The sequence below is a fragment of the Amycolatopsis sp. MEPSY49 genome, from assembly GCF_051337345.1.
Taxonomy (GTDB): Bacteria; Actinomycetota; Actinomycetes; order Mycobacteriales; family Pseudonocardiaceae; genus Amycolatopsis.
The window spans coordinates 1,080,961-1,107,636 of record NZ_JBDLYJ010000001.1; the positions used below are offsets into that span (position 1 = coordinate 1,080,961).

Here is a 26,676-nt window from a genome sequence, read left to right on the forward strand (position 1 = left end):
TCCGCATAGACGAGGCGGCGCCCGTGGCCTAGGGCCAACGGGCGCCGCCTGCAAGCGCGAACTTCTCGGGCGACCAAGCGTGCAACTCTGGTCGTACCTACATGGACTCGGCGTGTGGCGTCCCACTACGCAGTCCCTAGACGACGAGCCTCCCGCGGCGCGCTGCGCGTGGGTACCCGGAGTCCGCGCACGGAGGTTTGCCGGGGTGGAACAGGCTTCTCTTCTACCTGCTCCCTGGCCGACCGAACGTCCGCACCTACTTTCTACGCCGTGAGCCCGGTCACTTCAAGTGCGCGGATGGGTGCACCGGTACAGAGGCTGGATCGGGTGACACCGGCACCCTGCGCGACGGACAATTCGGGGCTGGGCCAAGCAAACCGGAAGCCCTGCGGCCGTGTGGGTGGCGGCTGGTCGGCTATCGGGACCGACGGCGACGATTGAGGCCGTACCAGGTCGCTCCCGCCGCCACCGCGCCGACGCCGAGCGCGACCATGCCCGCCGACCGGGCCGGGAGCCGGCTGCGCAGCGACATCGGCCGGTCGAACGCCAGGATCGGCCACCCGCGCTCGAGGGCCTCGCGCCGCAGGAGCTTGTCCGGGTTGACCGCGTGCGGGTGCCCGACGACCTCGAGCAGCGGGATGTCGGTGCTCGAATCGGTGTAGGCGAAGCACTCGGCGAGGTCGTAGCCGTGGGTCGCGGCGAGCTGCTTCGCGGCGACGGCTTTGTTGGCGCCATAGCAGTAGAAGTCGACTTCGCCGGAGTAGCGGCCGTCGACGATCTGCATCCGCGTCGCGACGCTGCGGGTCGCGCCGAGCATTTCCGCCACCGGCGCGACGACCTCCTCGCCGGTCGCGGACAGCACGATGACGTCGTGCCCGTCCTCGCGGTGGCGCGCGATCAGCTCCGCTGCCTCCGCGTACACGAGCGGGTCGACGACGTCGTGCAGGGTTTCGCGGACGATCGCCGAAACCTGGGCGACGTCCCAGCCCGCGCACAACGCGGAAACCTCGGCCCGCAGCCGCTCGGTCTTGTTTTCGTCGGCGCCGGCGAGCGAAAACACCAGCTGCGCGTAGGCGCTTCGCAACGCGGCGCGACGGTTGATCAATCCTTCTTTCAGCAAAGGTTTGCTGAACGCCAGCGCGCTCGACGAGGCGATGATCGTCTTGTCCAGGTCGAAGAACGCGGCCACCGCGTGCTCCGGGCCCGGCTTCCGGATGCGCGACGGCGCGCTGCTCGGTTCGGCCACGTGCCCAGGATAGGAGCTTGATCGCGGCGCGTCCCGTCGATCCGCCACCCGCGCGGCGCGGCGGGCGGAAAATCCATGACAGTCAGGCACTTCCGGCGCGCCGTGCCGTTACCGAACTGTGTGCCTCGCCCGGCGCGCGAACCGGCCACCGGCGGAGTTACAGTGAGGGAGCCCGGTGTCCAACCGGGCCGGTTCAGTCCGACCCCCCGGGGCTGAACCCACGGCGGCCCCCGTCCCTCCCCCCTGGCGGGGGCCGCCCTCTTAACTCTCCTCTTACCTTTCGGCCCACGCCTTCGGCGCGGGCCTTTTTGCCTTCCGCTAACCTTTCTCGATTCCGTTTCCCCAGGCCGTATCAGCCATTCCCGGATTCGGTCGAATTCGTCGAATGCGGATATTCGTCGGGCTTTCCCGCCGCAGGTGCGTCGCGGGCGGGCGCGATCTTGCCACACCCCACCGACAAGACCGGCTCGCGAGCCGCGCCCCGGGCGGCAGTTGTCCACAACACCCCGGTTGTCCACAGCCGCCCGTCCGCCCCGTTGCGCCCCCGTACCGCCCCCCGCGACGGTGGAACCCGGGCCACCCACGGCCCCCACCGACGACGGGGGAGGAACGCATGACGGGGGAACGACCGCTCGTGGTCGCCGCGGACGAAACCGTGCTCGACGAAATCCTGCGCGTGGCCGCGGTCGCGGGCTGCGAGCTCGACCGGGCACCGGACCTCACGGCGGCCCGCGGCCACTGGGCCCGCGCGCCACTGGTGGTCCTCGACGAAGAAGCGGCGCGGCTGCCACCCGTGCTGCCCCGGCGAGGCGGGATCCTGCTGGTCTGCAAGGGCAACCCGGGGCCGCGGACGTGGGAGAGCGCGTTCCGCGGCGGCGTCGAGCGCGTGATCTCGTTGCCGGACGAGGAGACCGAGCTCGCGGGCGCCTTCGCCGACGTCGTCGAGACCCCGGCGGAGGAGGCCGGCCTGGTGCTCGGCGTGGTCGGCGGCCGGGGCGGCGCGGGCGCGTCCGTCTTCGCCGCGGCGCTGGCGCTGGCGGCCGACCGGGAGCCGGGCGGCGCCCTGCTGGCCGACTGCGATCCCCTCGGCGGCGGGCTGGACCTGTTGCTGGGGCTGGAAAAGACCCCGGGAGCGCGCTGGTCGGAGGTCCGGCTGAGCGGCCGCGTCTCGGTAGCGTCGCTGGCAACGGCGCTACCGCAGCGAAGGCATCGCGGCGGCAGCCTGCCGGTGCTGGCGTGCGGCCCGGAGGGCGAAGGCCCGGCGGTCGAATCCCTGTCGGCGGTCCTCTCGGCCGGCCGCCGGTCGGGCCGCACGGTGGTCTGCGATCTCCCGCGCGCGCTGAGCGACCCGGCGGCGGAGGCGGTCGCGGTGGCCGACCTCGTCGTGCTGGTGGCGCCGGTCGAGTTCCGCGCCTGCATGGCGGCGAAACAGGTGCTGCGGCCCCTGTCGGCACTGACGGCACGCCTCGGCGTGGTCGCGTGTGGACGGTCCCGCTCCGGCGTCGCGGCGGACCAGACGGTCGGCCTCCTCGGCCCGCCGCTGCTGGCGTCGATGGAGCCGGAGCGCGGCCTGGCCGCGACGATCGAGCGCGGCGAGTTCCCGACCAAGCCGGCGGGCCCATTGGCGAAAGCGGCATCGGCAGTCCTGGCGTTCGCCCGCCGCGAAGCCCGGGCGGCGGCCCGATGAGCCCCCGCCTCCACCCGCCGGCCCCGCCGGTCAGGGTGGCGGAGCTCCTGCTGCCCACGGTCCTGGCCCTCGCCGGCCGCGGCCCGGTCAGTGCGGAGAACTTCCTGACCGTACTGGCGGGCACCCGTGTGACGGCCCACCCCGGTGCCACCCGGCCCCCGGCGGTGCGACCGTGACGACCGACTTCGTCGACCGCGTCCGCAACCGCCTCGCCGGCGACCGCCGCCAAGCCGATCCGGTGGCGGTCGCGACGGCCGTCCGGGCCGAAGCCGGCGGCGCCCTCGGCCACGACGCGGTGCTCGACGCGGCCCGCCGGGCCAGCGCCGAGTTCGTCGGCGCGGGTCCCTTGGCGCCGCTCCTGGAGAACCCGGCGACGACCGACGTGCTCGTCACCGGGCCGGCCGAGGTCTGGACGGACGGCGCGGAAGGCCTGACCCGCACCGGTATCCGGTTCCAGGACGAAGAAGCCGTCCGCCGGCTGGCTCAGCGCCTGGCGCTCGCGGCCGGGCGCCGGCTCGACGACGCACAGCCCTTTGTGGACGGCTGGCTCCCCGGGGCCGGCCCCCACGGCCGCGTCCGCGTGCACGCGGTCCTCCCGCCGGTCGCGGCGAACGGCACGTGCCTGTCGCTGCGGGTCCTGCGCCCGGCTACGCACGACCTCGCGAAGCTGCAGGAGCTCGGCGCGTTCGACGAGAACGGCGCGAAGGTGCTGCGGACGGTCGTCTCACGGCGGATGGCGTTCCTCGTCACCGGCGGCACGGGCGCGGGCAAGACGACGCTCCTGGCCGCGCTGCTCGGCGCGGTGGAGCCGGCCGAGCGAATCGTGTGCGTCGAGGACGCCGGCGAGCTGCACCCGGCGCACCCGCAGTTCGTCAGCCTCGTCGCCCGGCCGGCCAATGTGGAGGGTGCGGGCGCGGTGGGCCTGCCGGAGCTGGTCCGCCAGGCGCTGCGCATGCGGCCCGACCGCCTGGTGGTCGGCGAGGTCCGCGGCGCCGAGGTGGGCGCGTTGCTCGCGGCCATGAACACGGGCCACGACGGCGGCGCGTGCACGGTCCACGCGAATTCGCCGGCCGAGGTCCCGGCCCGCATGGAGGCGCTGGCGGCATTGGGCGGCCTGGGCCGCGACGCGGTCCACAGCCAGCTCGTCGCGGCGATCCGCGTGGTCCTCCACATGAGACGAGACCCCGGCGGCCGGCGCCGCCTGGCGGAAGTGGGCGTGCTCCGAGCGGAACACGGCCGCGCACGAGTCGTCCCGGTGTGGCGAGCGGGTCGCTGGACGATCGACCGCCACCTCTTCGCCTCGACGGGAGCGATCGCGTGCTGAGCGTGCTTCTCACCCCGTGGTTCCCGCTGTGCCTGGGAGCGGCCCTGGCGTGCTGGCCGGCGGCCCCGACCCGCCTCCAGGCCGCGGTCGAGCCCCCGACGACGTTCCGCGTCCCCGACGCGTGGGCGGCGATCCGCTGGCTGCTGCCGGCCACGTCGGCGGGCGTACTGGCGGGCGCGGGAGGCGCGATCGCCGCGGGCGTCCTGACGCTGGCCTGGCACCAGGAGCGCCAAGCCCACCGCCGAACGGCGGCGGACATCGAGCTGGCAGCCCACACGGCGACGGCGTTGCGAACAATGGTCTCGGAGCTGCGTTCCGGCGCCCACCCGGTGACGGCGGCGGAAGCAGCGGCCGAGGTGGTCCCACCGGTAGCAGGCGACTTGCGGGCATTGGCGACATCGGCCCGCCTCGACGGCGACCTGAAGGCACCGGCCCTCCCCGAACTGGCGGCGGCGTGGACATTGGCCAAGCGCCACGGCCTCCCGATGGCGGACGTCCTGGAGGCCACCCGCAGAGACGCGGAAGCAACGTTGACCTTCGCGCGCAGAACCCGCGCAAAGCTGGCAGGCCCCCGAGCCAGCGCAGCGGTCCTCACCGCCCTCCCGGCGCTGTGCATAGCGCTCGGCCAGGTGATGGGGGCGTCCCCGCTGGAGGTCCTGACGGAGAGCACGCCGGGCCAGCTGCTGCTGGTGGTGGGCAGCATCCTGCTTTGGGCGGGGACGGCGTGGTGCCGAGCCTTGACGGGCCGGGTGAAGCTCCGATGACCACCACCGCCCGCCCGCTCGTCGCGCAACGTCCCCGGAGCGGCCGGAGGCGTAGCCGATGACCGCAACAGCTCTCCTTCTCTGCGGCGCCGCTCTCCTCGTCTGGCCGAACGAAGCCGCGGCAAGGCGCTTCACCTGGCTGTCCGGCACCACCGCCAAACCCCGCAAGTGGCCTCGATCGATCCCCGAACTCGCGACCACCCTCGGCGGCATCTCGACCGCAGTCCTGATCGGCGGTCTCCCCGGAGTGGTCGTCGGCGCCCTGGTGACCGCCGCCGGGTGGCGGGCCGTCCGCCGGAGCCGGCGCCCCCGCGCGCCCAACCTGGACCTGGCGGCCAAGCTCCGGCTCGCCAGGACACTCGATCTCCTCGCGGCCTGCCTCCGCGCCGGGCTGCCGGTCCCTTCCGCCCTCGACGCGGTGGCCGATACCGCGCCGGCCGACGCGAGTGCGGCCCTCCGCTCGACCGCCGGCCTGCTCGCCCTCGGTTCCTCGGCGGAGGAGGCCTGGGCCCAGACCGTCCCGTGCCTCGGCGAACTGGCGGCCGCGGCGATCCGGACGTCCCGTTCGGGCGCCGCGTTCGCCACGGCGGCCGCCGACCTCGCCGGACGGTTCCGCGACGAACTCGCCACCGAAGCGGAGGAGCGCGCGGAACGAGCCGGCGTGGCGCTGGCACTGCCCGTCGGCCTGTGTTTCCTGCCGGCCTTCTTCTGCCTGGGCGTGCTGCCGGTCGTCCTCGGCCTGGCCGGCCGGCTCGGCCCGCTCTTCTGACCACCGACAAGTACTGAAGGGAAACCCATGCGCACGCCCCGCTCCGACGACGGTTCCACCACGGTCGAGTACGCGATCGTCACGGTCGCCGTCGCGGCTTTCGCGGCCGTCCTCTACACCCTCCTCACCGGCGACTCGGTCGTCTCGTGGCTGACGAACCTGGTCATGAAGGCCCTGACGGTGCCGTCGTGAGCCGAAGAGACGAAGGGGCAGTGACGGTCGAAGCCGCCCTCGGCCTCGCCGGCCTGACGGTGGTGACGGTCCTGCTGGTCGCGGGCCTGACGCTCCTGACCAGCCAGCTCCGCTGCACGGACGCGGCCCGCGAAGCCGCGCGGCTTGTGGCCAGAGGCCAGGCCCACGAGGCGGCGTCGGCGGTCCACCAGATCGCCCCGCCGGGCGCGAACCTCGCCATCCGCCAGGACGGCGAGGAGATAACGGTCGAGGTGACCGCCCACCCGACAGGCGGGCTGCTGCCCTCGGTCCATTTGAACGCGACGGCCTACGCGGTCGCCGAACCGGGGACGGAGGCCGACGGTGAGCCAGGCTGACCCACGCGAGGACAGCGGCGTGGCCACCATCTGGACAGCGATGGCGGTGGCAGCGCTGACGGGAGTAGCGGTCCTCGGCTGCTGGCTGGCGACGGCGGTCCTCGCCCGTCACCGGGCAGAGACAGCCGCCGACCTGGGCGCGCTCGCGGCCGCCTCGCACGCGGTGGAAGGCCCAGCCAGGGCTTGCGAGCGCGCCAGGTGGATCGCGGACCGGATGGCGGTCACGCTCCTGGCCTGCAGATGGCAGCAACTGGACGCGTTCGTCGAGGTGCAGGCAGCAGGCCTGGCGTTCGGCGGACTGGCCGGCCCATCCGCCAGAGCCCGAGCCGGACCCGCGGGCCGGCCACCGTGACCGGCTCATCGGCCGAGGCCCGGGCCGGCCGCGGTGAATGGCCAATCGGCCAAGGCTCGCCCCCGCCCCGCCGGCTGGCCGCGGTGGTCGGCTTGTCGGCCGAGGTTGGCGCCCGCTCCGCTGGCGGGCCGCCGTGACCGCTTCGCCGGCCGAGGTTGGCGCCCGCCCCGTCGGCTTGCCGCCGTGACCGCCTCGTCGGCCGGAGCCCGCGCCGGGCCCAACCGGCGGCCCGCTCGGACCGGCGATCGCGCGAGACCGGCGTAACCACCGCGCCGGATCGCCGTGCCCGCCGACCGCTCACCGGGACCCCCGCGGCCCGCCCGCTCGCCGGACGCCGACCGGTCGGTATGCCACGGTGACCGGCTGATCCGTCCGGGCGGACGATAAGTGGCCAATTGTCACGGGCAGCGGTCGGTAGTGCACGGTGAGCGGTCGAACACGCTGCTCACCTGGGCCGATACCCCTCGCAAAAGCCGCCGCTCACCCGAGCGACAGGCCTTCGCTCCTGGGGATTCGCGCGACGAGCGGTCCGCGGACGGCTGCCGTTCACCGTCGATCCGCGCCGACGGGTTCGGTCGGGCCGTAGGGACTACCGGGCGTTCATCGCCGCGTAACCACCGGTTGTCGCGCGGGGGTTCCGGGCAATGTGCAACTTGCCGTTAAGTGAGATGTGCGACACCACGGCAGGGTCCCAGCCGGTCGCGGAGAACCGGAACCTAAGGCAGGAAAGACAATGTTGGACGCGAATTGGCCGGACAGCTGGCGCGGCGCCTTCCGCATCGAACTGCGGGCGGAGGCGATCGGTCTCGCCTGGCGTGGCTGGCCGGTGCTCCCGGGCGTCAACCCCGCTCCGCTCACCGAAGGCGACGACCTCACCTGGCGTCGTCCGGTCCCGGCCAGTGACGCCTGGCGCGAGCAGATCGGCACCCACGCTCACGAGGTCGCCACCTGGTTCTCCGACCGGACCCACAGCCTCCTCGTCGCCACCGGCACCGTCCTCGACGCCATCGAGGTCGACGACGAACTCGGCAAGCGCGCCTGCCGCCTGCTGCGCGCCATCGGGCACCCCGCGCCCATCATCGCGCTGCCGAACGGCCGGTGGCTCTTCCTGACCACCGTCGCCGACCACATCCCGGCCGAGCTGGCCTCCCGCTCCTCGATCCAGTGGCACGGCAGGGACAGCTGGATCCCGCTGCCGCCGTCGCCGTTCCAGCACGGTGTCGTGCACTGGCGCGTCAAGCCCGAGGTCTGCGGCTGGCAGCTGCCGGACGCCGCCGAGGTGCACGACGTGCTCGTCCGCGCGCTGGCCGGTGCCGAAGCCCCGCAGCTGGTCCAGTCCACCGCGGCCTGAACCACTCCGAACCACCGCCGCCGGCCGGTCCCAGCCCGGCCGAGGCGGAGCACGACACAACTCCATGAACCACCAAGTGGCCGTCTAGGCACCGTGTTGACGCAACGCCCCGAGCACGGTTCCCAAGACAGCCACCGCCCCCGCCTTGTCCAGCGGATCGTTGCCGTTCCCGCACTTCGGCGACTGGACGCAGGACGGGCATCCCGTCGGGCACTCGCAGGAGACGATCGCCTCCCGCGTTGCGGCCAGCCACGGGACAATCGCGGCATAACCGCGTTCGGCGAATCCCGCACCCCCGGGATGGCCGTCATGCACGAACACCGTCGCCTCCCCGGTGTCTTCGTGCCACGCGGTACTCACCCCGCCGATGTCCCATCGGTCGCACGTAGCGAACAGCGGTAGCAGGCCGATCGCCGCGTGCTCGGCGGCATGCAGGGCACCGGGGACTCGTGCCGGAACCAATCCGGCACTCCCCGGTGCCCTGCCACCCTCGTGAACGGACCCCCGACCGTTCGCCAGGGGTTCCTCCCCGGTCCCCACCGGCCCCGCAGATTCGGTCCCCACCCGATGGCCCCCGGTCCCCACCTCGCCATCAGCCGAACCCGAAGCCGAACCCGAAACCCGCGGACGTACGGCCGGCCCCAGCAGCGAAGACGAGATCGTGTACCAGACCGCCCGCGTGTGCAGGCTCTGCTCCGGCAGGTCCAACGGCGTGTGGTCCAGCACCTCACCCGACGGCCGTCGCCGCAGGTAGCCGACCACCTGCGAAGTCACCGCCACCTCGCCGAGGCACACGCTCACCCCGCCGAACTCCTGCTTCTCCTGCGTGCTCAGCACCGCGATGTCCACGATCTCGCGCGGCGTCGTCGTCCAGTCCGGGTTCTCCGCGTGGACCATCGCCAGCCCCTGGTCCAGGTCCAGCTCGTCGACGACGTATGACGAACCTTGGTGCAGGTAGACCGCGCCGGGGTGGACCGCGAAACACGCCGACCCCGGGTCGACCGTGCCCAGCATCCGCCCGGAGTCCGACTCGACCACCGCGATCTGTTCGCCGCCCGTCCCGCGGATCCCGACCTCGGCGTGCGGCCGGTCGCGGGACGTCCAGTACCAGCCGCTCGACCGGCGGCGCAGCAGCTTCTGCTCCGCCAGCTCGGCCAGCACCTCCTGGGCCGCCGCGCCGCCGAACATCTCCAGCTCGGGGACGGTCAGCGGCAACTCCGCCACCGCGCACGCCAGCTGCGGCGCCAGCACGTACGGGTTCGCCGGGTCGAGCACCGCCGTCTCCACCGGCCGCGAAAGCAGCGCCGCCGGGTGGTGCACCAGGTACGTGTCGAGCGGGTCGTCCCGCGCGACGAACACCACCAGCGCCGAGTCGCCGGAGCGGCCCGCCCGGCCGGCCTGCTGCCAGAACGACGCGAGCGTGCCCGGGTAGCCCGCCAGCACCACCGCGTCCAGCCCCGCGATGTCGACGCCCAGCTCCAAGGCGTTGGTCGTCGCGACGCCCAGCAGACGTCCCGACAACAACGCCGCCTCCAACGCGCGACGCTCTTCCGGAAGATAGCCAGACCTATACGCCGCAACGGTTTCCGTCAACGCCGGGTCCACTTCGGACAGTATGCGACGCGCACCCAGCGCGGCCAGCTCCGCGCCCCGCCGGGACCGGATGAACGCCAGCGACCGCGCGCCTTCGACGACGAGGTCGGCCAGGATCCGCGACGTCTCCGCGCCCGCCGAACGCCGGACCGGCGCGCCGTTCTCCCCGGTCAGTTCGTCGAGCAGCGGTGGCTCCCAAAGCGCGACCGTCCGAGCGCCGCGCGGCGACGCGTCCTCCGTCACTGCCTCACAAGGCACGCCCGTCAACCGCGAAGCGAATGAAGCAGGCGAAGCGGTCGTCGCCGAGGCCAGCACGAACACCGGCGAAGCACCGTAATGCTCGGCAACACGCCGAAGCCGCCGGAGCAGCAGAGCGACGTGCGAGCCGAAGACGCCGCGGTAGCTGTGGCATTCGTCGACGACCACGCAGCTGAGCCGCCGGAAGAACGCCGCCCACCGCCCGTGCTGCGAAAGGATCCCGCGGTGCAGCATGTCCGGGTTGGTGAACACCCAGTTGGCGTGCGCGCGCACCCAGTCCCGCTCGACCATCGGCGTGTCCCCGTCGAACGACGCCGCCCGGACGCCCGGGACGTCCAAAGAGGACACCGACCTAAGCTGGTCCGCGCCCAGCGCCTTCGTCGGCGACAGGTACAGCGCGTTCGCCTTCTCGCCCGCGGCCAGCCGCGACAGCACCGGCAGCTGGTAGGCGAGCGACTTGCCCGACGCCGTGCCGGTCGAAATCACGACGTGCCGGCCCTCGTACGCATGCGCCGCGGCCTCCGCCTGGTGCGCCCATGGCAGCGCGACCCCGCAGTCACCGAACGCGCGCACCACCGCCGGATCGGCCCACGACGGCCACGGCACGCACGTCGCGGACCGGCCCGGCAGGTCCGCGACGTGCGTGATCGGGTCGTCGCGCGCGGGGATGCCGGCGGTCACCCGCCCCAGCAGCCGCCGCCCCCGTGATTCGTCCACCCGCCGAGCTTGGCACAGGGGTACGACAGTTCCGCCAGATCGCCGGAGCCCCAACGGAATCCGGCCAGAGGGATCGATCAAGTGAGGAGGCTCACAAGGTAACGGAATGTACTGTCCCGGGGACGCCTTAAAGGCGCTGGTTGCGATACCAATACACTCCCGCAATCCACACCCTCTGTGGTGAGCGTCATGCGAGACGTGCATCGCCGCACGGCTAGCGTGTCGCTCGGTACAGGGTCCATGCCAGCGTCGGCCGTGTCGAACCCCCGGCTTGCCGTCGACGCTGGCGATCGGCGACGTCTCCTGGAGGACGAATGTCACGGCAGTTCCTCGCGGAGGGCGGGTCCATCACGCTCTCCGGAGGTGGCTACACGATTGTCGGTGTAGTCGCCGTGGTCGCGCTTGCCGCACTCGTCATCGGCTACGTCCTGCTCAAGGAGGTGCTGGCCGCAGGCCAGGGCACCGCCAAGATGCAGGACATCGCCAAGGCGGTGCAGGAAGGCGCGGCCGCTTACCTCAAGCGGCAGCGGAACACCCTCGCCATTTTCGGCGTGATCGTGTTCCTCCTGCTCTTCGCACTTCCCGCCGACGACTGGAACGAGAAGATCGGCCGGTCGCTCTTCTTCCTGGTCGGCGCCGGGTTCTCGTTCGCGATCGGTTACCTCGGCATGTGGCTGGCGACGCAGGCGAACCTGCGCGTCGCCGCCGCGTCGCGCGAGGAAGGCGGCCGCGAGATCGCCATGCGCGTGGCGTTCCGCACCGGCGGTGTCGTCGGCATGATCACCGTCGGCCTCGGCCTGTTCGGTGCCGCGCTCGTCGTGCTGGTCTACACCGGCCAGGCGCCCAAGGTGCTCGAGGGCTTCGGCTTCGGCGCCGCCCTGATCGCCATGTTCATGCGTGTCGGCGGCGGTATCTTCACCAAGGCCGCCGACGTCGGCGCGGACCTGGTCGGCAAGGTCGAGCAGGGCATCCCGGAGGACGACCCCCGCAACGCCGCGACCATCGCGGACAACGTGGGCGACAACGTCGGCGACTGCGCCGGCATGGCCGCGGACCTCTTCGAGTCCTACGCCGTCATGCTGGTCGCCGCGCTGATCCTGGGCAGCACCGCCTTCGGCGTGCACGGCCTGATCTTCCCGCTGATCGTGCCGGCCATCGGCGTCATCACCGCCGTCATCGGTGTCTACATCACCAAGGCGCGCGCGGGCGAAGGCGGCCTGGTCACGATCAACCGCTCCTTCTACATCTCCGCGGTCATTTCCGCGGTGCTGTCGGCGATCGCGTCGTTCGTGTACCTGCCGAGCAGCTTCTCGGACTTCGGCGCGGGGTATGAGAACGCGGGCAACCCGGCGGTCATCGCGACCGTCGCGGTGATCATCGGCATCGTGCTCGCGGCAGTCATCCTGAAGCTGACCGGTTACTACACCGGCACCGAGTACAAGCCGGTCAAGGACGTCGCGCAGACGTCGGAGACCGGTGGCGCGACCGTCATCCTGTCCGGCATCTCGGTCGGGTTCGAGTCCGCCGTGTACACCGCGCTGGTCATCGGCGCGGCCGTGTTCGGCGCGTACCTGCTGGGCGGCGGCGTCGCGCTGTTCGCCGTGGCGCTGGCGGGCACCGGCCTGCTGACCACGGTCGGCGTCATCGTCGCGATGGACACCTTCGGCCCGGTTTCGGACAACGCGCAGGGCATCGCCGAGATGTCGGGCGACGTCGACGAGAAGGCCGCGCAGATCCTCACGGAGCTGGACGCGGTCGGCAACACCACCAAGGCCATCACCAAGGGCATCGCGATCGCGACGGCCGTCCTCGCGGCGACCGCGCTCTTCGGGTCCTACTCGGACGCGATCACGAAGACGCTGGCGGGCATGGGCAACGGCGTGGTCACCGGCATGGACGCGGCCAAGTCGTTCGTCAACCAGGTCGTCAGCCCGAACACGCTGGTCGGCGTGATCATCGGCGCGGCCGTGGTGTTCATGTTCTCGGGTCTCGCCGTCAACGCGGTGTCCCGGGCCGCCGGCGCGGTCGTTTACGAAGTGCGCCGCCAGTTCCGCGACATCCCGGGCATCATGGAGGGCACCACCCGCCCCGAGTACGGCAAGGTCGTCGACATCGTCACGCGCGACTCGCTGCGTGAGCTGACGACGCCGGGTCTGCTGGCGGTCTTCGCCCCGATCGCGGTCGGCTTCGGCCTGGGCACCGGCGCACTCGCCGGCTACCTGGCCGGCGCGATCGCCTGCGGCACCCTGATGGCGATCTTCCTCGCCAACTCCGGTGGCGCGTGGGACAACGCGAAGAAGCTGGTCGAGGACGGCAACCACGGCGGCAAGGGCTCGGCCGCGCACGAGGCCACCATCATCGGTGACACCGTGGGTGACCCGTTCAAGGACACCGCCGGCCCGGCGATCAACCCGCTGATCAAGGTGATGAACCTGGTCTCGGTCCTGATCGCGCCCGCCGTCGTCCAGTTCTCGATCGGTCCGGACGAGAACGCCGCGGTGCGCATCATCATTTCGCTGGTCGCGCTCGCCATCGTCGTGGCGGCCATCGTGATCTCGAAGCGCCGGGGGACGGTCCTGACCGACTCCCCGACGGAGATCAAGGCCTGACGCACCACCGTTCCCGGGCCCGGCACGCAGCGTCGCGTGCCGGGCCCGGGGCGTGTCAGCACATCCCACCCTGGCTCGGCGACTTGCGAAGCAGCATCGAATCGGTACCGTCGGCCCTTCCGGGACGTCGTCGAGCAGGAGGTGTTCAGGTGCGGCCGCGGTCAACCGTCTTCGCCGCCCTAACCACGACGATCACGATCGGCCTCGCCGGCTGCGGGCAGCAAGCTCCCGCGCAGTCGCCGGCGCGGGACCAGGGTCTGTCGGTGACGACCGTGGTGCCGCAGGCCGATCCCGCGGCGAGATGGGCGGACGCCTACTGCGGTGCGGTGACGCACCTCGTCCGCACCCTGGCGGATCTGCCGACCGTGGACCCCAGCACGCCGCAGCAGGCGTCCCGGACGTCCAGTGACCTGCTTTCCTCGGTGGTCGGCGGGCTCGACCAGAGCCTGGCGGGGTTGACCGCGCTCGGCGCGCCCCCGGTGCCGTCCGGGGACGGCGGCCGCGAGAACGTCATCGGCCAGTTTTCCGAGATCCGCACGCAGGCCGAGAGCGCCCGGCAGCGCATCGACGCCGTCCGCGGCGACGCGGCGGCGACGAAGGAGGCGCTCGGCGAGGCCAGGGCCACGCTCGACCGCATCGACGCGCTCGACTACCTCAAGGGCCTCCGGGGCGTGCCGGCGCTGGCCGCGGCGGAGCAGCGCGCTCCGGCGTGCCGCCAGCTCGATCAATCTCCCAGGTGAAGATCTCGCGCTGAATCGAACTTGTGTTCTAGTATGGCGCGGTGGATCGGACGATCTCGCTCTTCTCCGCCGAGGCCAGCGGGCCAGGTCTGGGCGACCTGGCCGGCCTGTTGTGCTGCCACGGCCAGATCACCGGTTTCGGGCGCACGGCCGCCCGGCTGTCGGTGGTCGTCGAGGAGCCGTGGCGGGCGCACGTGCTGGCGCGCGAGTTCCACTGCCGCGGTGCCGACGCCCAGGTCTCGAAGGCCGACTGCGGCAATCCGCAGGTGCGCACGTCCTTCCGCGTCGACCTGCTCCCGCTGGCGCTCAGATGGCTGCGTGAGGGCTGCGCGGGCCCGGCGGAGGACGACTCGGGCAAAGCCGTGCCGGACGGCTTCCGGCTGAGCGGGGCGATGCTGCGGATGTGGGCGCTCGCCGGCGGCCGCCCCGGCACGCAGGGTTACCTGCTGGGCGTCGACCCGCTGGCGCCGGGCATGCACGAGCGGCTGGTCGAGGCGCTGACGCCGCTGGGCGTCGCGGCGAAGCTGACCGGCCCGAAGGCCGAGGTTCCGGCCGTCAAGGTCACCGGGAAACGTCGCTTGGAGGCGCTGCTGGAACTGATCGGGCAACCGCCACCGGGCGCCGAAGCGGCGTGGCCCGGCGCGGCACCGCAGCCGGTCCCGCACCCGGAGGCCGTGACGAGCACGGCCTGACCGGGCGCGGGCGGCGCGTCACGGCCGGGGCAGGGTGCAACCGGCCTGCGTGAGGGCGATTTCGTTGGCCGAAGTGAGGCACGCGGGAATGCCGTACGTCTCCTGGCCGTAGTTCGTCTTGTAGTGCACGGTCACGTTCCCGGCCTGGTCGACCTCGCACGGGTTGTTGTCCGTGCAGCGGGCGCCGTCCTCGTTGCCGGTGTTGTTCACGCCGATGACCTTGCCGCCGGAGACGATCGGCGAACCCGACGTGCCGCCGATGGTCTGGCAGGCGGACGTGTAGCGGATCGAGTCCTTCCAGGTCCAGCTGCCCTCCTTCAGCCGGTAGACGAAACCGTCGATGCTGCAGGAATAGATCCGCTTCCAGTAGCCGGAGACGACGTCGATCGCGGCGCCGGCCGTCGGGTGCGCGTTGGACAGCTCCAGCGGCGAAATCCCGTAGCTCGACCTGATCTGCGCGTAGGTGGTGGTGAGCTGGTAGAGCGACACGTCGGTGTCGGTCATCGTCCCGTAGACGATCTTCTTCGCGCGCAGGGTGCCCGCGTTGCCGCCGCTGGAGTTGAGCAACGTGAACGTGCGGCTGGACGACCGGTTGGTGATGACCTGCCCGGGTGCCGGGAAGCCGGTCTCGAGGCAGTGCCCGTTGGACATGACGAGCGCGGGGGCGGTGTCGGGCGTCGCGGCCGGCTTCACCACCGAGCCCGAGCAGTTGGACAGCGCTACCGTGCCGGCGAAGTTCGCCGCGGCCGCGCTCGCCGGGGTCGTCCCCAGTAATACTGTGGCGGTCGCGGCGGTGAGCAGGGCGCCGAGGAGGCGTCGGGTCATGGCGGATCCTTTCGGCTGAGCGGGGAAACCAGTGAAGCGGTCACGTCCCCGCGCCCACCACCGTCGAACGGAGGGTATCCGGACGGTCACGCGCTAGGCTGCGCGGGACGTGGCCGAAATCACGTGGCAGGTACGTTGGGGAAACATCGTCGAGGTCAGCGGCGATGCGCTGGACACAGGACCGGCGGCGTGTTGGGTCACCTCCGCGCCGTCCGGACCGGAACAGCGTGCACACTGGCAGGTCGAGACGCGGGCCCTGGGCAGGGACGTGGTGCAGTTCCGCCTGGCGGGACGAGATGAGCGGAGAGCAGGACAGCGTGGCAGGAGCACGGACCAAGAAGAACGGAGCCTCGGCGGACAACGGCGCCGGGCACCGGCGGCTGGTGATCGTCGAGTCCCCGACGAAGGCCCGCAAGATCGCCCCCTACCTGGGCGGCGGGTACGTCGTCGAGTCCTCCGTCGGGCACATCCGCGACCTGCCGCGTGGTGCCGCCGACGTGCCCGCGCAGTACAAGGGCGAGTCCTGGGCACGCCTCGGCGTCGACGTCGACAACGGCTTCAAGGCCCTCTACGTGGTCACCCCGGACAAGAAGTCCAAGGTCACCGAGCTCAAGGGCCTCCTGAAGGACGTCGACGAGCTCTACCTCGCCACGGACCCCGACCGCGAGGGCGAAGCCATCGCGTGGCACCTGCTCGAGACGCTGAAGCCGAAGGTCCCGGTCCGCCGGATGGTCTTCCACGAGGTCACCGAGCAGGCCATCCGCGCGGCCGCCGACTCGACCCGTGAGCTGGACGCCGACCTCGTCGACGCGCAGGAGACCCGCCGCATCCTCGACCGCCTCTACGGCTACGAGGTCTCGCCGGTGCTGTGGAAGAAGGTCATGCCGAAGCTCTCGGCGGGCCGCGTGCAGTCGGTGGCGACCCGGATCGTGGTCGAGCGCGAACGCGAGCGGATGCGCTTCACCTCGGCGTCCTACTGGGACATCTCGGCGACCATGGACGCCGGGGAAGAGGCTTCGCCGCGGAACTTCCCGGCGCGCCTGGTCGCCGTCGACGGCGCGCGTCTGGCCACCGGCCGCGACTTCGGCTCGGACGGGCAGCTCAAGGCGTCGAACAACGAGGTCCGCGTACTCGCCGAGGCCGACGCCCGGCGCCTGGCCGACGCGCTGAAGCAGCGTGACTTCAAGGTCTCGAGCGTCGAAGAGAAGCCGTACACGCGGAAGCCGTACGCGCCCTTCATGACCTCGACGCTGCAGCAGGAGGCCGGCCGCAAGATGCGGTTCACCTCCGAGCGCACGATGCGGATCGCGCAGAAGCTGTACGAGAACGGCTACATCACCTATATGCGTACCGACTCCACGACGCTGTCGGAGTCGGCGATCTCGGCGGCGCGCAGCCAGGCCACGCAGCTGTACGGCAAGGAGTACGTCTCGCCGTCGCCGCGCCAGTACACGCGCAAGGTCAAGAACGCGCAGGAGGCCCACGAGGCGATCCGGCCGTCGGGCGAGGTCTTCCGCACGCCGGGACAGGTCGCGGGCGAGCTGGACACCGACGAGTTCCGCCTCTACGAGATGATCTGGCAGCGCACGATCGCTTCGCAGATGGCGGACGCCAAGGGCACCACGATGTCCGTGCGCATCGTCGGCAACGCGACTTCGGGCGAGGAGTGCACCTTCGCCGCGTCGGGCCGCACGATCACCTTCGCGGGCTTCCTCAAGGCGTACGTCGAGGCGGTCGACACCGAGACCGGTGGCGAGGCCGACGACAAGCAGAGCCGCCTGCCGGTGCTGGAGAAGGACCAGGCGCTCACCGCGTCGGACCTGAACCCGGACGGCCACACCACGTCGCCGCCGGCGCGGTACTCGGAGCCGAGCCTGGTCAGCAAGCTGGAAGAGCTGGGCATCGGCCGCCCGTCGACGTACGCGTCGATCATCAAGACCATCCAGGACCGCGGGTACGTCTGGAAGAAGGGCTCCGCGCTCGTCCCGTCGTGGGTCGCGTTCGCCGTGATCGGCCTGATGGAACGGCACTTCGAGCGGCTGGTCGACTACGACTTCACCGCCGGCATGGAGGACGAGCTCGACCGCATCGCGGCCGGTGACGAGCAGCGCGCGCAGTGGCTGTCGAAGTTCTACTTCGGCGGCGACATGGGCGTCGACGGCTCGATCGGCCGCCTGGGCGGGCTGAAGAAGCTGGTCGAGGGCAGCGTCGAGGACATCGACGCGCGCGAGATCAACTCGATCCCGCTGTTCAGCGACGCCGACGGGCACAAGGTCGTGGTCCGCGTCGGGCGCTACGGGCCGTACCTCGAGCGCGAGGTCGACGGCGAGTCGCAGCGCGCGAACCTGCCCGAGGACCTGCCGCCGGACGAGCTGTCGCAGGAGATCGCGGAGAAGCTGTTCGCGACCCCGCAGGAGGGCCGCACGCTGGGCACCGACCCGGTGAGCGGGCACGACATCGTCGCGAAGGAAGGCCGCTTCGGGCCGTACGTCACCGAAGTGCTGCCGGAGATCGAGATCCCCGAAGACGCGACGGCCGCGCAGAAGAAGGCCGCCAAGGCGAAGGCGCCGAAGCCGCGTACGGGCTCGCTGTTCAAGTCGATGGACATCGAAACCATCACGCTGGACGACGCGCTGAAGCTGCTCTCGCTGCCGCGCGTGGTCGGCAAGGACCCGGAGTCCGGTGACGAGATCACCGCGCAGAACGGGCGCTACGGGCCGTACCTGAAGAAGGGCACGGACTCGCGCTCGCTCTCGACCGAGGACCAGCTCTTCTCGATCACGCTCGAAGAGGCGCTGAAGATCTACTCGGAGCCGAAGCAGCGTGGGCGCTCCGCGACGGCGAAGCCGCCGCTCAAGGAGCTCGGCGAGGACCCCGTTTCGAAGAAGCCGATGGTCGTCAAGGACGGCCGGTTCGGCCCGTACGTGACCGACGGCGAGTACAACGCCACGCTGCGGAAGGGCGACGAGATCGAGTCGCTGACCGCGGAACGGGCGTCGGAGCTGCTGGCCGAGAAGCGGGCCAAGGGGCCGGCGCCGAAGCGGAAGGCGCCGGCGCGCAAGCCGGCGTCGACGACGGCGAAGACGGTCAAGGCGGGCACGAGCAAGACCGCCAAGGCCGCGGCCGCCAAGTCCACCACGACGAAGCGCGGCTCGACGGCCACGAAGGCCAAGTAAGACCGCTCATGAAGGCCCCTGGCGCGCCAGGGGCCTTCATGGCGTCCGGCCACACTTTCGGGTGACACCTCGAACGGATGTTCGGGAAATTGTCGGTGGTCGCGGGTTTCATGGACGCGTGACCAAGACACCACGCACCGTGTACACGGTGACCACCAAGATCCTCAAGCCGGTCCGGGCGGCGGCCGCCGGCAGCTCCACTGCCATGGACATGATGGAGTCGCTGACCGGCTTCGTCGGCACCGGCGGAGTCTGCGGCGTCGCCGTCGCGATGTCCGACGAGCCGTGGACCTCGGCGTTCTTCGACGACCGAGACAGGTTCGGCATCGCCGGGGACGGCCTGTCGCTCTCCGGGCCTTCGCCGGGTTCGGTCGCGGAGCTGCTCCGGCTCGCGTTGACGCGCCTGCCTCCGCTGCCGCCGGCGCCGGGCGAAGGGCTGTACCTCGACGCCGATGAGCGGGGAGTGCTCGAGCCCGAGCAGGAGTGTCTCGTCCTGGACCTGGTGGACGATCTGCGGCGGACCCGGCGCGGCACCGTCCAGTTCGACATCGCTCGCGACGGCTCGCCGTCGCGGTGGGAGGTGCTGGCGTTCGTCGACGACGACCGTGGCCGCCACCTGGCGGCGCTGAGCAGACCCCGGGGTGGCCACCGCCGGTTGTGGTGGCTGCCCGGCACCGTGGAGCGGCTCGCGGAGTTCGTCGACGGGCGGGTGCCGGAGCATGTGTGAGCCGCTCGCCGACCGTTCACCGACGGACGTCACCCTCTCGAACATATGTGCGAGAAATTGTCGGTGCCAGGGTGTTCAATCGAGGGGTGAACACTTCAGTCGCCGTCTTCGACGTCATCGACGAGGTCATCGCCCCGCTCTCGGCCGAGGTGCCGGAGCGGCCCTCGGTGATGGAGTTCTACGACCCCGAGTTCGAGATCCCGCCGGTGCTGGCGGACACCGAACCGCTGCCGGGGCGTCGCTCCTCGCCCGCGTCGAGCCTCGCCGACGAGGTGGAGCAGTACACCCGGTTCGTCGCCGGGATGTCCGCGATCGGCCTCGCCCCGGGCGGCGAGGTCACGGCGGAAGCGGTCGGGCTGTACCGGGCGTTGCGCGGCGGGTTCATCCGCGGTGTGGTCACCGGCGTCTTCCCGGCCCGGCGGGAGCCGTGGGAGGTGCGGTTCTTCGGCGACGAGGACTACACCACGGTGCTGCACAAGCTGGGCAACCGCGCGCGGCTGCGGTCCGGCTTCCTGAGCGAGCTGCCGGGCTGGGTGTTCGACGGCCTGCCCGACCGGCCGCCGGGACCCGGGCCGCACCTGCGCATCGAGACCGACGAGGGCGGCCTGATCCCGCGCCGGTGCGAGCGGGCGGTGGAGCAGATCCGGGAGTGCGCGGCCCGGCCGCGGCTGGGCACGGTGCTGGTCGACCTCGCGGTGCGCGACGCGATCTTGGCCGAGTACCCGCACGGCGCGTTCGGGCTGGTGGACAACGACCTGGGCCGGTACCAGTTCAGCGCGGCGGTCGGCCGGACCGGGCGCTGGACGGTCACGTGGGGTCCGGCCTCGCGGAGCACGGCCGAGCAGTGGATCGTCGAGGCGGTGCAGAGCCATGCCTGAGCAGGAGGCGGTGCGGACGACGTCCGGGGAGGGAGTGGACAGGGTGGTCGCGGCGGCCTCTCGGGACCTGACGGTGCGCGACGCGATCCTCGAGGCGGCCGAGCTGAACAGCGGCGTCCCGGAGCCGCGCGCGGACGACGAGTCCGGTCCGAGCGAGAGGGGAAGGAATGGCTGAGCGCACGGCGGCCCGGGAGCTGCTCGAACTGGCGGCCGGTCCGGTGCTGGCGGCGATGCCGGACCGGGACCCGGTCGACCGGCTGTACAACCCGGAGGTCAGCGACCACGACATCCTGGTCCACGGCCCGGTCTCGGACGACCCGGCGGACCTGGTGGCCGAGGTCGAGCGGCACACGGCGTGGGCGGCCTGGATCAACGGCACACCGTTCGGCGAGGACGGCGAGCTCAACGAGCTCGGCTTCGAGGTGGTGTCGCTGATGCTGCGCGGTTCGGTGCGGGCGGCGCTGTGCGGCGTGTTCGACGGCGAGCCGGAGACGGCGGACATCCGCTGCTACGCGGACGGCGAGCGCGCGTTCATGATGGGCGCGCTGCCGGGCCGCACGGCGATCCACCTGGCCGACTTCGAGGAGCTGCCGGAGATGCTGGTGGCGGAGCTGCCGGAGGCGCCCTTCGGGGCGTCCCCCCGAGCGATCTGGCTGTCGGTGGACGACGACGGCCTGGTCCACGACGGCCAGGACGACGACGTATGGGCAATGCGCGAGCTCCTGGCGAGGCCCCGTTCGGGCACGGCGGTCCTGGACATGCTGGCGTTCGGCGGCCTGTGCGCGGAGTTCCCCGACCACGGGTTCGTCCTGGTGGACACGGACTTGGGGAGGTTCGCCCTGGCGGCCTTGGACCGCGGCGACGGCCTGCGCCAGCTGGTGCTGAGCCCCTTCAGCCGCGGCATGCTGCGCGACTGGTGCCGCAAGATGATCGACCTGGGACAGGAGGAGATGCCCTGACCGGAAGGTAGCTTCGCCCAGCTCGGGCCCAGCCCGAGCCGGGCCGGGCCGAGCCGGGCCGAGCCGAGCCGGGCCGGGCCGAGCCGAGCACCGCGCGGGCCGGGCCGAGCCGAGCACCGCGCGGGCCGGGCCGAGCCGAGCACCGCGCGGGCCGGGCCGAGCCGAGCACCGCGCGGGCCGGGCCGAGCCGAGCACCGCGCGGGCCGGGCCGAGCCGAGCACCGCGCGGGCCGGGCCGAGCCGAGCACCGCGCGGGCCGGGCCGAGCCGAGCACCGCGCGGGCCGGGCCGAGCCGAGCACCGCGCGGGCCGGGCCGAGCCGAGCACCGCGCGGGCCGGGCCGAGCCGAGCACCGCGCGGGCCGGGCCGAGCCGAGCACCGCGCGGGCCGGGCCGAGCCGAGCACCGCGCGGGCCGGGCCGAGCCGAGCACCGCGCGGGCCGGGCCGAGCCGAGCACCGCGCGGGCCGGGCCGAGCCGAGCACCGCGCGGGCCGGGCCGAGCCGAGCACCGCGCGGGCCGGGCCGAGCCGAGCACCGCGCGGGCCGGGCCGAGCCGAGCACCGCGCGGGCCGGGCCGAGCCGAGCACCGCGCGGGCCGGGCCGAGCCGAGCACCGCGCGGGCCGGGCCGAGCCGAGCACCGCGCGGGCCGGGCCGAGCCGAGCACCGCGCGGGCCGGGCCGAGCCGAGCACCGCGCGGGCCGGGCCGAGCCGAGCACCGCGCGGGCCGGGCCGAGCCGAGCACCGCGCGGGCCGGGCCGAGCCGAGCACCGCGCGGGCCGGGCCGAGCCGAGCACCGCGCGGGCCGGGCCGAGCCGAGCACCGCGCGGGCCGGGCCGAGCCGAGCACCGCGCGGGCCGGGCCAGCTGAGCCCAGCCCGAGCCCAGCCCAGCTCAGCCCGAGCCGAGCCCGAGCCGAGCCGGCGGCACCGCGCGGGCCAAGCGCGCCCGCACCCCGAGCCCCTGCCGCCCGCCCCCGCAGGCCGCCGTTCGCCCCAACCCCGCCGCTGCTCCGACCGCCCCGCCCGCACCTCCAACCGACCCACCCCCACTACCCCTGTCTCCAGGCAAAACCCATGCCCAACCCGACCAGAACCCCGCAAACTGGTCACCACAGGCCACCGGCCGGCCACTCGCCCACCGGAAGCCGCTGTGATCGGACTCACTACAATCCGTCACCATTGGCGGTCGACCGGGCCACCGGCGGGCTGGACACTGCAGGGGGTTCGGGCACGGGCTTGCGCTGCGTGACCGACCCTCCACTGGAGACAGAGCCATTGGGCGGATGCGTTATCCGCCAGCGTCGCTACCCTGGAAAGGCGAGGACATTCAGTAGTGAGGTGGTCACCATGAGCGCGAACGGTGAGGCTCCCTTCTTCAATGCCCCCGAGCTCACTCAGCGCGACGGCACTCTGTCCGCAGCACCCGGCGAAATGTTCGCCGACCCCGTCTCGGGGCTGGTCACGGCCGACCCCGAGCCACGCACCGCGGTCGCGAATGGCCACGAGCCCGTCGCCGTCCCGGTCGCCGGGCCGGTGCCGCACGACGACGAGGCCGTGCGCCGGATGGTCGAGGAGACCCTCCGGGAGGAGGACGCCAAGACCCCGGGGGCGATCCCACCCGCGGGCACCACGAGCAGTGTCGGCGAGGAAGCAGGGCCGCCGATGGGGCTGCTCCCGCGGCAGCGGAACCGGCGGCGCACCTGGCCGAACCGGCCGCCGTTGCAGCGGCCCCTGCGGCGGAAGCCGCCCGTGGACGCGGACGACGACTTCGACGAAGACCTCGAGGTGGTGCCCGTCAAGCGGCGGCGGCTGCCGTCGATGTCGATGCCGGCGTTCAACCGGCCGTCGTCGAGTGCGGCCGGGGTCATGCTCGCCGTGGTGTTGCTGATCGTGTTCGGATTCGTCGCCATCGAGATGGTCTCCAGCCTGGTCAGCAGCGTGACCGGGCTGTTCGACTAGCGTCCGCTCGCTGGTCCCCACCCCGCCGGGACCTCGGGGCCGTCCGCGCGGCAAGGGCCGATCGGGCTACCCTGACTTCACGGTCGGGCGACCTCACGAGGGCGTCCGGCACCGCCGTGACTAGTGGGGTGGGCGTATCAGCGAGGGCGTGCGATCGGTACCCGGGGCCGGCCCGGGTGGGTCGTCGGGCGCCGAGGCGTCCACGATCAACCGGGTCCGGCGGGTACTGGCGATCAAACCGTTCCGGCGCCTCTGGGGCGTCACGTACCTGTGCAGCGTGGCCGACTGGCTGAACATCCTCGCCCTCACCGGCCTGGCCACGAAGCTGACGGACAACTACTTCGCCCAGAACTTCGCGTTCGTCGGCGTCGTGCTCACCGGCCTGGCGCCGGGTCTGCTGTTCGCCCCCGTCGGCGGGCTGCTGGCGGACCGGTTCGACCGTCGCAAGGTGATGGTCGTCGCCGACCTGCTGCGGTGCGGGTTCCTGCTGTCCGTCGCGATCGTCAGCGCGCCGTGGTGGCTGCTCGTCGGCAACTTCCTCGTCGGCAGCGCGGCGAGCATGTGGATCCCCTCGAAAGAGGCCGCGGTCCCGAACCTGCTCCGCCGGCCCGACCAGGTCGAGACGGCCAACCAGCTCGGCATGGTGATGACCTACGGCCTCGCCGTCATCACCGCGGCCGGCGCGAACGCGATCATCACCGGCGTCAACACGACCTTCCACCTGTTCCCCGGCGACAGCGCGAGCCTGAGCATCGCGAAGCTGGTCGTCATCATCACCGGCCTGCTCTACCTGGCCAGCGCGATCATCATCGCCACGCGCATCCCCGAGCTGTCGCTGCGCAACGTCCACGCGCTGCCGGAGCAGAAGGTCAAGGCCGCGGACGAGGAGAAGCTCGGCGTCGGCGCGATGATCGCCGACGGCTTCCGCTTCATCCGCAGCACGCCGCTCGTGCGCGGCCTGCTGGTGGGCGCCTTCGGGGCGTTCGCCGCCGGCGGTGCCGTGATCGGCTCCGCCAAGCCGTACTCCTCGAGCCTGCTGGCCGGTGACTCGGCGTTCAGCCTGCTCGTCCTCGCGGTCTTCCTCGGCCTCGCCACCGGCATGGTCTTCGCGCCGAAGCTCGCCCACCGGCTCCCGCACGACCGGCTGTTCGGCCTGTCGATCATCGCGGCCGCGGTTTCGCTCCTGCTGGTGGCGCTGTCGCCGCACCTGACGATCTCGCTGATCGCCGTCGTGCTGGTCGGCGTCTGTGCCGGCACCGCCTTCCTCACCGGCGTGACGATCATCGGCTCCCGCGTCGAAGACGCGATCCGCGGCCGGATCAACGCGATCTACCAGCTGATGATGAAGCTGGTGCTGTTCGGCACCACGGTCACCGTGCCGCTGCTCGTCGGCGCGGTGCAGCGCCACACGATCACCGTCTGGGGAAGCCCGCTCACCATCGACGGCACCCGTCCGGTGATGATCGGCGGCGCCGCCATCGCGCTGGTCGCGGGCCTCTTCGCCTACCGGCAGATGGACGACAAGCGCACCGAGCCGATCCTGTCGGACCTGCGCAACGCGCTGCGCCGCACGCCGCGGCGCGTCAACGGCTTCCTCATCGCCGTCGAGGGCACCACCGCCATCAACACGGCGATCCAGGCCGTCAACCTCGCCGACTGGATGCGCGGCGGCACCCGCCCGGTCGTCGTCGCGGCCGACCCGGCGCTCGACGACAAGCGGCTCACCGCCCTCGTCTCCGGCGCGTCGCTGACCGGCGCGCGGGCCCAGGCGCTGGCCGCCGCGGCGGTGCGGGCCGACATCGTCGAGCGGCACGTCCAGCCGGCGCTCGACGCCGGTTCGGTCGTGGTGATGGAGCGGTTCGTCGACTCGCCGCTGGCGCACCTCTCGGCCGTCGCCGGCCTGGACAGCGACGAGCTCGAAGGCCTCGCCGACTGGGCGACCGGGCGGCTGCGCCCGGACCTGACCGTCCTGCTGGACTCCGCGCCGCACGGCGCGCCGCGCGACAAGTCGTCCGCGATGAACGACCAGTGGCGCGTCCAGCACCTGCTCACCGAGATGGCCGCCGCCGACCCGGACCGGTACGTCGTGATCGACGCCGACGGCACCGACGCCGAGGTCGCCGAGCGCATCCGCACCGCGCTGCGCGCCGTGTTCGTCGGCCGCCTGTCCGCGCTGGCGCCGACGACGGAGAAGCCGGTGACGCTGCCGCTGGACGTCGACATCGACGTCACCCTGCCCGTCGAAACCCCCGATGAGCCTCGCGTGGAGGCGAAGTGACGACGACCGAGCGCATCGGCGTCTGGAACCAGGTGGTCGGCCAAGAGGCCGCGGTCGAAACGCTGACCGCGGCCGCGTCCGCCGCGGCGAAGATCGTCGCCGGCGAGCCCGCCCCGCCGGGCGCGATGACGCACGCGTGGCTGCTCACCGGCCCGCCCGGGTCCGGCCGCTCGGTGGCCGCGCGGACGTTCGCCGCGGCGCTGCAGTGCAGCACCGGCACCGGCTGCGACGCCTGCCCCGGCTGCCACACGACGATGGCGGGCACGCATGCCGACGTCCGGCTCGTGGTGCCGGAAGGCCTGTCCATCTCGGTCGCCGAGATGCGCGCCCTGGTGCAGGCGGCCGCGCGCCGCCCGACCACCGGCCAGTGGCAGGTCGTGATCATCGAGGACGCCGACCGGCTCACCGAAGGCGCGTCGAACGCGCTGCTGAAGGCCGTCGAGGAACCGCCGGACCGCACGGTCTTCCTGCTCTGCGCGCCGTCGGACCACCCCGAGGACATCTCGGTGACGATCCGCTCGCGCTGCCGCCTGGTGGCGCTGCGGACCCCGCCGCCGGAGGCGATCGCGGACGTCCTGGTGCGCCGCGACCACGTCGACCCCGAGCGCGCGCAGTGGGCGGCTTCGGTGTGTGGCGGCCACGTCGGCCGCGCGCGTCGGCTCGCCACGGACGAGGCCGCCCGGCAACGGCGGGCCACCGTGCTGCGGATCCCGCTGGGCCTCAGGCGCCCGAGCGACGTCTTCACGAGCGCGGACCAGCTGATCAGCGCGGCCGAGGCCGACGCGGGCGAGGCGAGCAAGACCCGTGACGAAGACGAGCGCAACGAGCTGCGGACGGCGATGGGCGGCGACGGCGTCGGCAAGGGCGTCGCCGGCGCGAAGCGGGCCGCCGAAGCGGCGGTCAAGCAGCTGGAGAAGAAGCAGAAGTCCCGCGCGACCCGCACCCAGCGCGACACGCTCGACCTCGCCCTGATCGACCTGGCCGCCTTCTACCGCGACGTCCTGGTGACGACGACCCGCTCCGGCGCGACGCTCAACCACCCCGACCACGCCGACCAAATCCGCGAAGCGGCGCAGGCGTGGACGCCGGAGTCGACGCTGCGCCGGCTCGAAGCGGTGCTGGAATGCCGTGAGGCGATCGACTTGAACGTGAAGCCGCGCATCGCCGTCGAAGCGATGGTCACGACTCTGCGACAGGGCTGAGGTCCGCCCGAAAGGACATTGTCGC

Annotated in this window: 23 protein-coding genes; 20 read left to right on the plus strand and 3 right to left on the minus strand. The window is 72.4% G+C overall.

Features of this window, described 5'->3' with window-relative positions; genetic code table 11:
* Positions 1-415 precede the first annotated feature (415 nt).
* The gene (locus ABFJ78_RS05415) at positions 416-1,246 is read right to left on the minus strand and encodes an HAD family hydrolase (RefSeq protein WP_372671564.1); all 831 of its coding nucleotides are present in this window, start codon (positions 1,244-1,246) and stop codon (positions 416-418) included.
* Positions 1,247-1,859: 613 nt separating this feature from the next.
* Here ABFJ78_RS05415 and ssd point away from each other — a divergent pair.
* The 9 genes from ssd to ABFJ78_RS05460 all read left to right on the plus strand — a co-directional run bounded on the left by ssd (position 1,860) and on the right by ABFJ78_RS05460 (position 8,041).
* Complete coding sequence (gene ssd, locus ABFJ78_RS05420) at positions 1,860-2,933, plus strand: septum site-determining protein Ssd (RefSeq protein ID WP_436384572.1); 1,074 nt, start codon at positions 1,860-1,862, stop codon at positions 2,931-2,933.
* Positions 2,930-3,109 carry a hypothetical protein gene (locus ABFJ78_RS05425; protein ID WP_436384573.1) on the plus strand — a complete coding sequence of 60 codons (180 nt, stop codon included), beginning with the start codon at positions 2,930-2,932 and terminating at the stop codon, positions 3,107-3,109. The genes ssd and ABFJ78_RS05425 overlap by 4 nt, the downstream gene beginning before the upstream one ends.
* Entirely contained in the window at positions 3,106-4,257 is a 1,152-nt protein-coding gene (locus tag ABFJ78_RS05430) for a TadA family conjugal transfer-associated ATPase (protein ID WP_436384574.1), read from the plus strand. Before ABFJ78_RS05425 ends, ABFJ78_RS05430 begins: the two co-directional genes overlap by 4 nt.
* The gene (locus ABFJ78_RS05435; RefSeq protein WP_436384575.1) at positions 4,251-5,021 is read left to right on the plus strand and encodes a type II secretion system F family protein; all 771 of its coding nucleotides are present in this window, start codon (positions 4,251-4,253) and stop codon (positions 5,019-5,021) included. Before ABFJ78_RS05430 ends, ABFJ78_RS05435 begins: the two co-directional genes overlap by 7 nt.
* Positions 5,022-5,079: 58 nt before the next feature.
* Entirely contained in the window at positions 5,080-5,790 is a 711-nt protein-coding gene (locus ABFJ78_RS05440; protein WP_436384576.1) for a type II secretion system F family protein, read from the plus strand.
* Positions 5,791-5,817: 27 nt separating this feature from the next.
* A complete protein-coding gene (locus ABFJ78_RS05445) occupies positions 5,818-5,982 on the plus strand; it encodes a DUF4244 domain-containing protein (protein ID WP_436384577.1) in 165 nt (54 codons plus the stop codon).
* A 20-nt stretch (positions 5,983-6,002) separates the two neighbouring features.
* Positions 6,003-6,338 (plus strand): TadE family type IV pilus minor pilin, encoded by a 336-nt coding sequence (locus ABFJ78_RS05450; RefSeq protein ID WP_436384578.1) that lies wholly within the window; start codon positions 6,003-6,005, stop codon positions 6,336-6,338.
* 19 nt (positions 6,339-6,357) lie between these two features.
* A complete protein-coding gene (locus ABFJ78_RS05455) occupies positions 6,358-6,690 on the plus strand; it encodes an Rv3654c family TadE-like protein (protein WP_436384579.1) in 333 nt (110 codons plus the stop codon).
* A gap of 733 nt (positions 6,691-7,423) precedes the next feature.
* The gene (locus tag ABFJ78_RS05460; RefSeq protein WP_436384580.1) at positions 7,424-8,041 is read left to right on the plus strand and encodes a bifunctional DNA primase/polymerase; all 618 of its coding nucleotides are present in this window, start codon (positions 7,424-7,426) and stop codon (positions 8,039-8,041) included.
* A gap of 84 nt (positions 8,042-8,125) precedes the next feature.
* Here the strand turns inward: ABFJ78_RS05460 and ABFJ78_RS05465 are convergent, their stop codons facing one another.
* Positions 8,126-10,573 (minus strand): DEAD/DEAH box helicase, encoded by a 2,448-nt coding sequence (locus tag ABFJ78_RS05465; protein ID WP_436385390.1) that lies wholly within the window; start codon positions 10,571-10,573, stop codon positions 8,126-8,128.
* 350 nt (positions 10,574-10,923) lie between these two features.
* Between ABFJ78_RS05465 and ABFJ78_RS05470 the strand changes: the two genes are divergently transcribed.
* The 3 genes from ABFJ78_RS05470 to ABFJ78_RS05480 all read left to right on the plus strand — a co-directional run bounded on the left by ABFJ78_RS05470 (position 10,924) and on the right by ABFJ78_RS05480 (position 14,650).
* Entirely contained in the window at positions 10,924-13,218 is a 2,295-nt protein-coding gene (locus ABFJ78_RS05470; RefSeq protein WP_436384581.1) for a sodium-translocating pyrophosphatase, read from the plus strand.
* A 149-nt stretch (positions 13,219-13,367) separates the two neighbouring features.
* The gene (locus tag ABFJ78_RS05475; RefSeq protein ID WP_436384583.1) at positions 13,368-13,958 is read left to right on the plus strand and encodes a hypothetical protein; all 591 of its coding nucleotides are present in this window, start codon (positions 13,368-13,370) and stop codon (positions 13,956-13,958) included.
* Positions 13,959-13,999: 41 nt separating this feature from the next.
* Positions 14,000-14,650, plus strand: a complete 651-nt coding sequence (locus ABFJ78_RS05480) for a hypothetical protein (protein ID WP_436384584.1) — start codon at positions 14,000-14,002, stop codon at positions 14,648-14,650.
* Between the two features lie 18 nt (positions 14,651-14,668).
* Here ABFJ78_RS05480 and ABFJ78_RS05485 read toward each other — a convergent pair whose 3' ends face one another.
* The gene (locus ABFJ78_RS05485; RefSeq protein WP_436384585.1) at positions 14,669-15,475 is read right to left on the minus strand and encodes a S1 family peptidase; all 807 of its coding nucleotides are present in this window, start codon (positions 15,473-15,475) and stop codon (positions 14,669-14,671) included.
* Positions 15,476-15,771: 296 nt separating this feature from the next.
* On the opposite strand from ABFJ78_RS05485, the gene topA reads away from it, so the two are divergent.
* The 8 genes from topA to ABFJ78_RS05525 all read left to right on the plus strand — a co-directional run bounded on the left by topA (position 15,772) and on the right by ABFJ78_RS05525 (position 26,651).
* Entirely contained in the window at positions 15,772-18,651 is a 2,880-nt protein-coding gene (gene topA / locus ABFJ78_RS05490) for a type I DNA topoisomerase (protein ID WP_436384586.1), read from the plus strand.
* A gap of 118 nt (positions 18,652-18,769) precedes the next feature.
* The gene (locus ABFJ78_RS05495; RefSeq protein ID WP_436384587.1) at positions 18,770-19,378 is read left to right on the plus strand and encodes a hypothetical protein; all 609 of its coding nucleotides are present in this window, start codon (positions 18,770-18,772) and stop codon (positions 19,376-19,378) included.
* Between the two features lie 86 nt (positions 19,379-19,464).
* Positions 19,465-20,256, plus strand: a complete 792-nt coding sequence (locus ABFJ78_RS05500) for an ESX secretion-associated protein EspG (protein WP_436384588.1) — start codon at positions 19,465-19,467, stop codon at positions 20,254-20,256.
* Entirely contained in the window at positions 20,249-20,431 is a 183-nt protein-coding gene (locus ABFJ78_RS05505) for a hypothetical protein (RefSeq protein ID WP_436384589.1), read from the plus strand. Before ABFJ78_RS05500 ends, ABFJ78_RS05505 begins: the two co-directional genes overlap by 8 nt.
* Positions 20,424-21,215 (plus strand): hypothetical protein, encoded by a 792-nt coding sequence (locus ABFJ78_RS05510; RefSeq protein WP_436384590.1) that lies wholly within the window; start codon positions 20,424-20,426, stop codon positions 21,213-21,215. Before ABFJ78_RS05505 ends, ABFJ78_RS05510 begins: the two co-directional genes overlap by 8 nt.
* 1,344 nt (positions 21,216-22,559) lie before the next feature.
* Entirely contained in the window at positions 22,560-23,171 is a 612-nt protein-coding gene (locus tag ABFJ78_RS05515; protein ID WP_436384592.1) for a hypothetical protein, read from the plus strand.
* A 148-nt stretch (positions 23,172-23,319) separates the two neighbouring features.
* Complete coding sequence (locus ABFJ78_RS05520) at positions 23,320-25,449, plus strand: bifunctional MFS transporter/dTMP kinase (protein WP_436384593.1); 2,130 nt, start codon at positions 23,320-23,322, stop codon at positions 25,447-25,449.
* Positions 25,446-26,651 carry a DNA polymerase III subunit delta' gene (locus ABFJ78_RS05525; RefSeq protein WP_436384594.1) on the plus strand — a complete coding sequence of 402 codons (1,206 nt, stop codon included), beginning with the start codon at positions 25,446-25,448 and terminating at the stop codon, positions 26,649-26,651. Before ABFJ78_RS05520 ends, ABFJ78_RS05525 begins: the two co-directional genes overlap by 4 nt.
* The last annotated feature ends 25 nt before the right edge of the window (positions 26,652-26,676 follow it).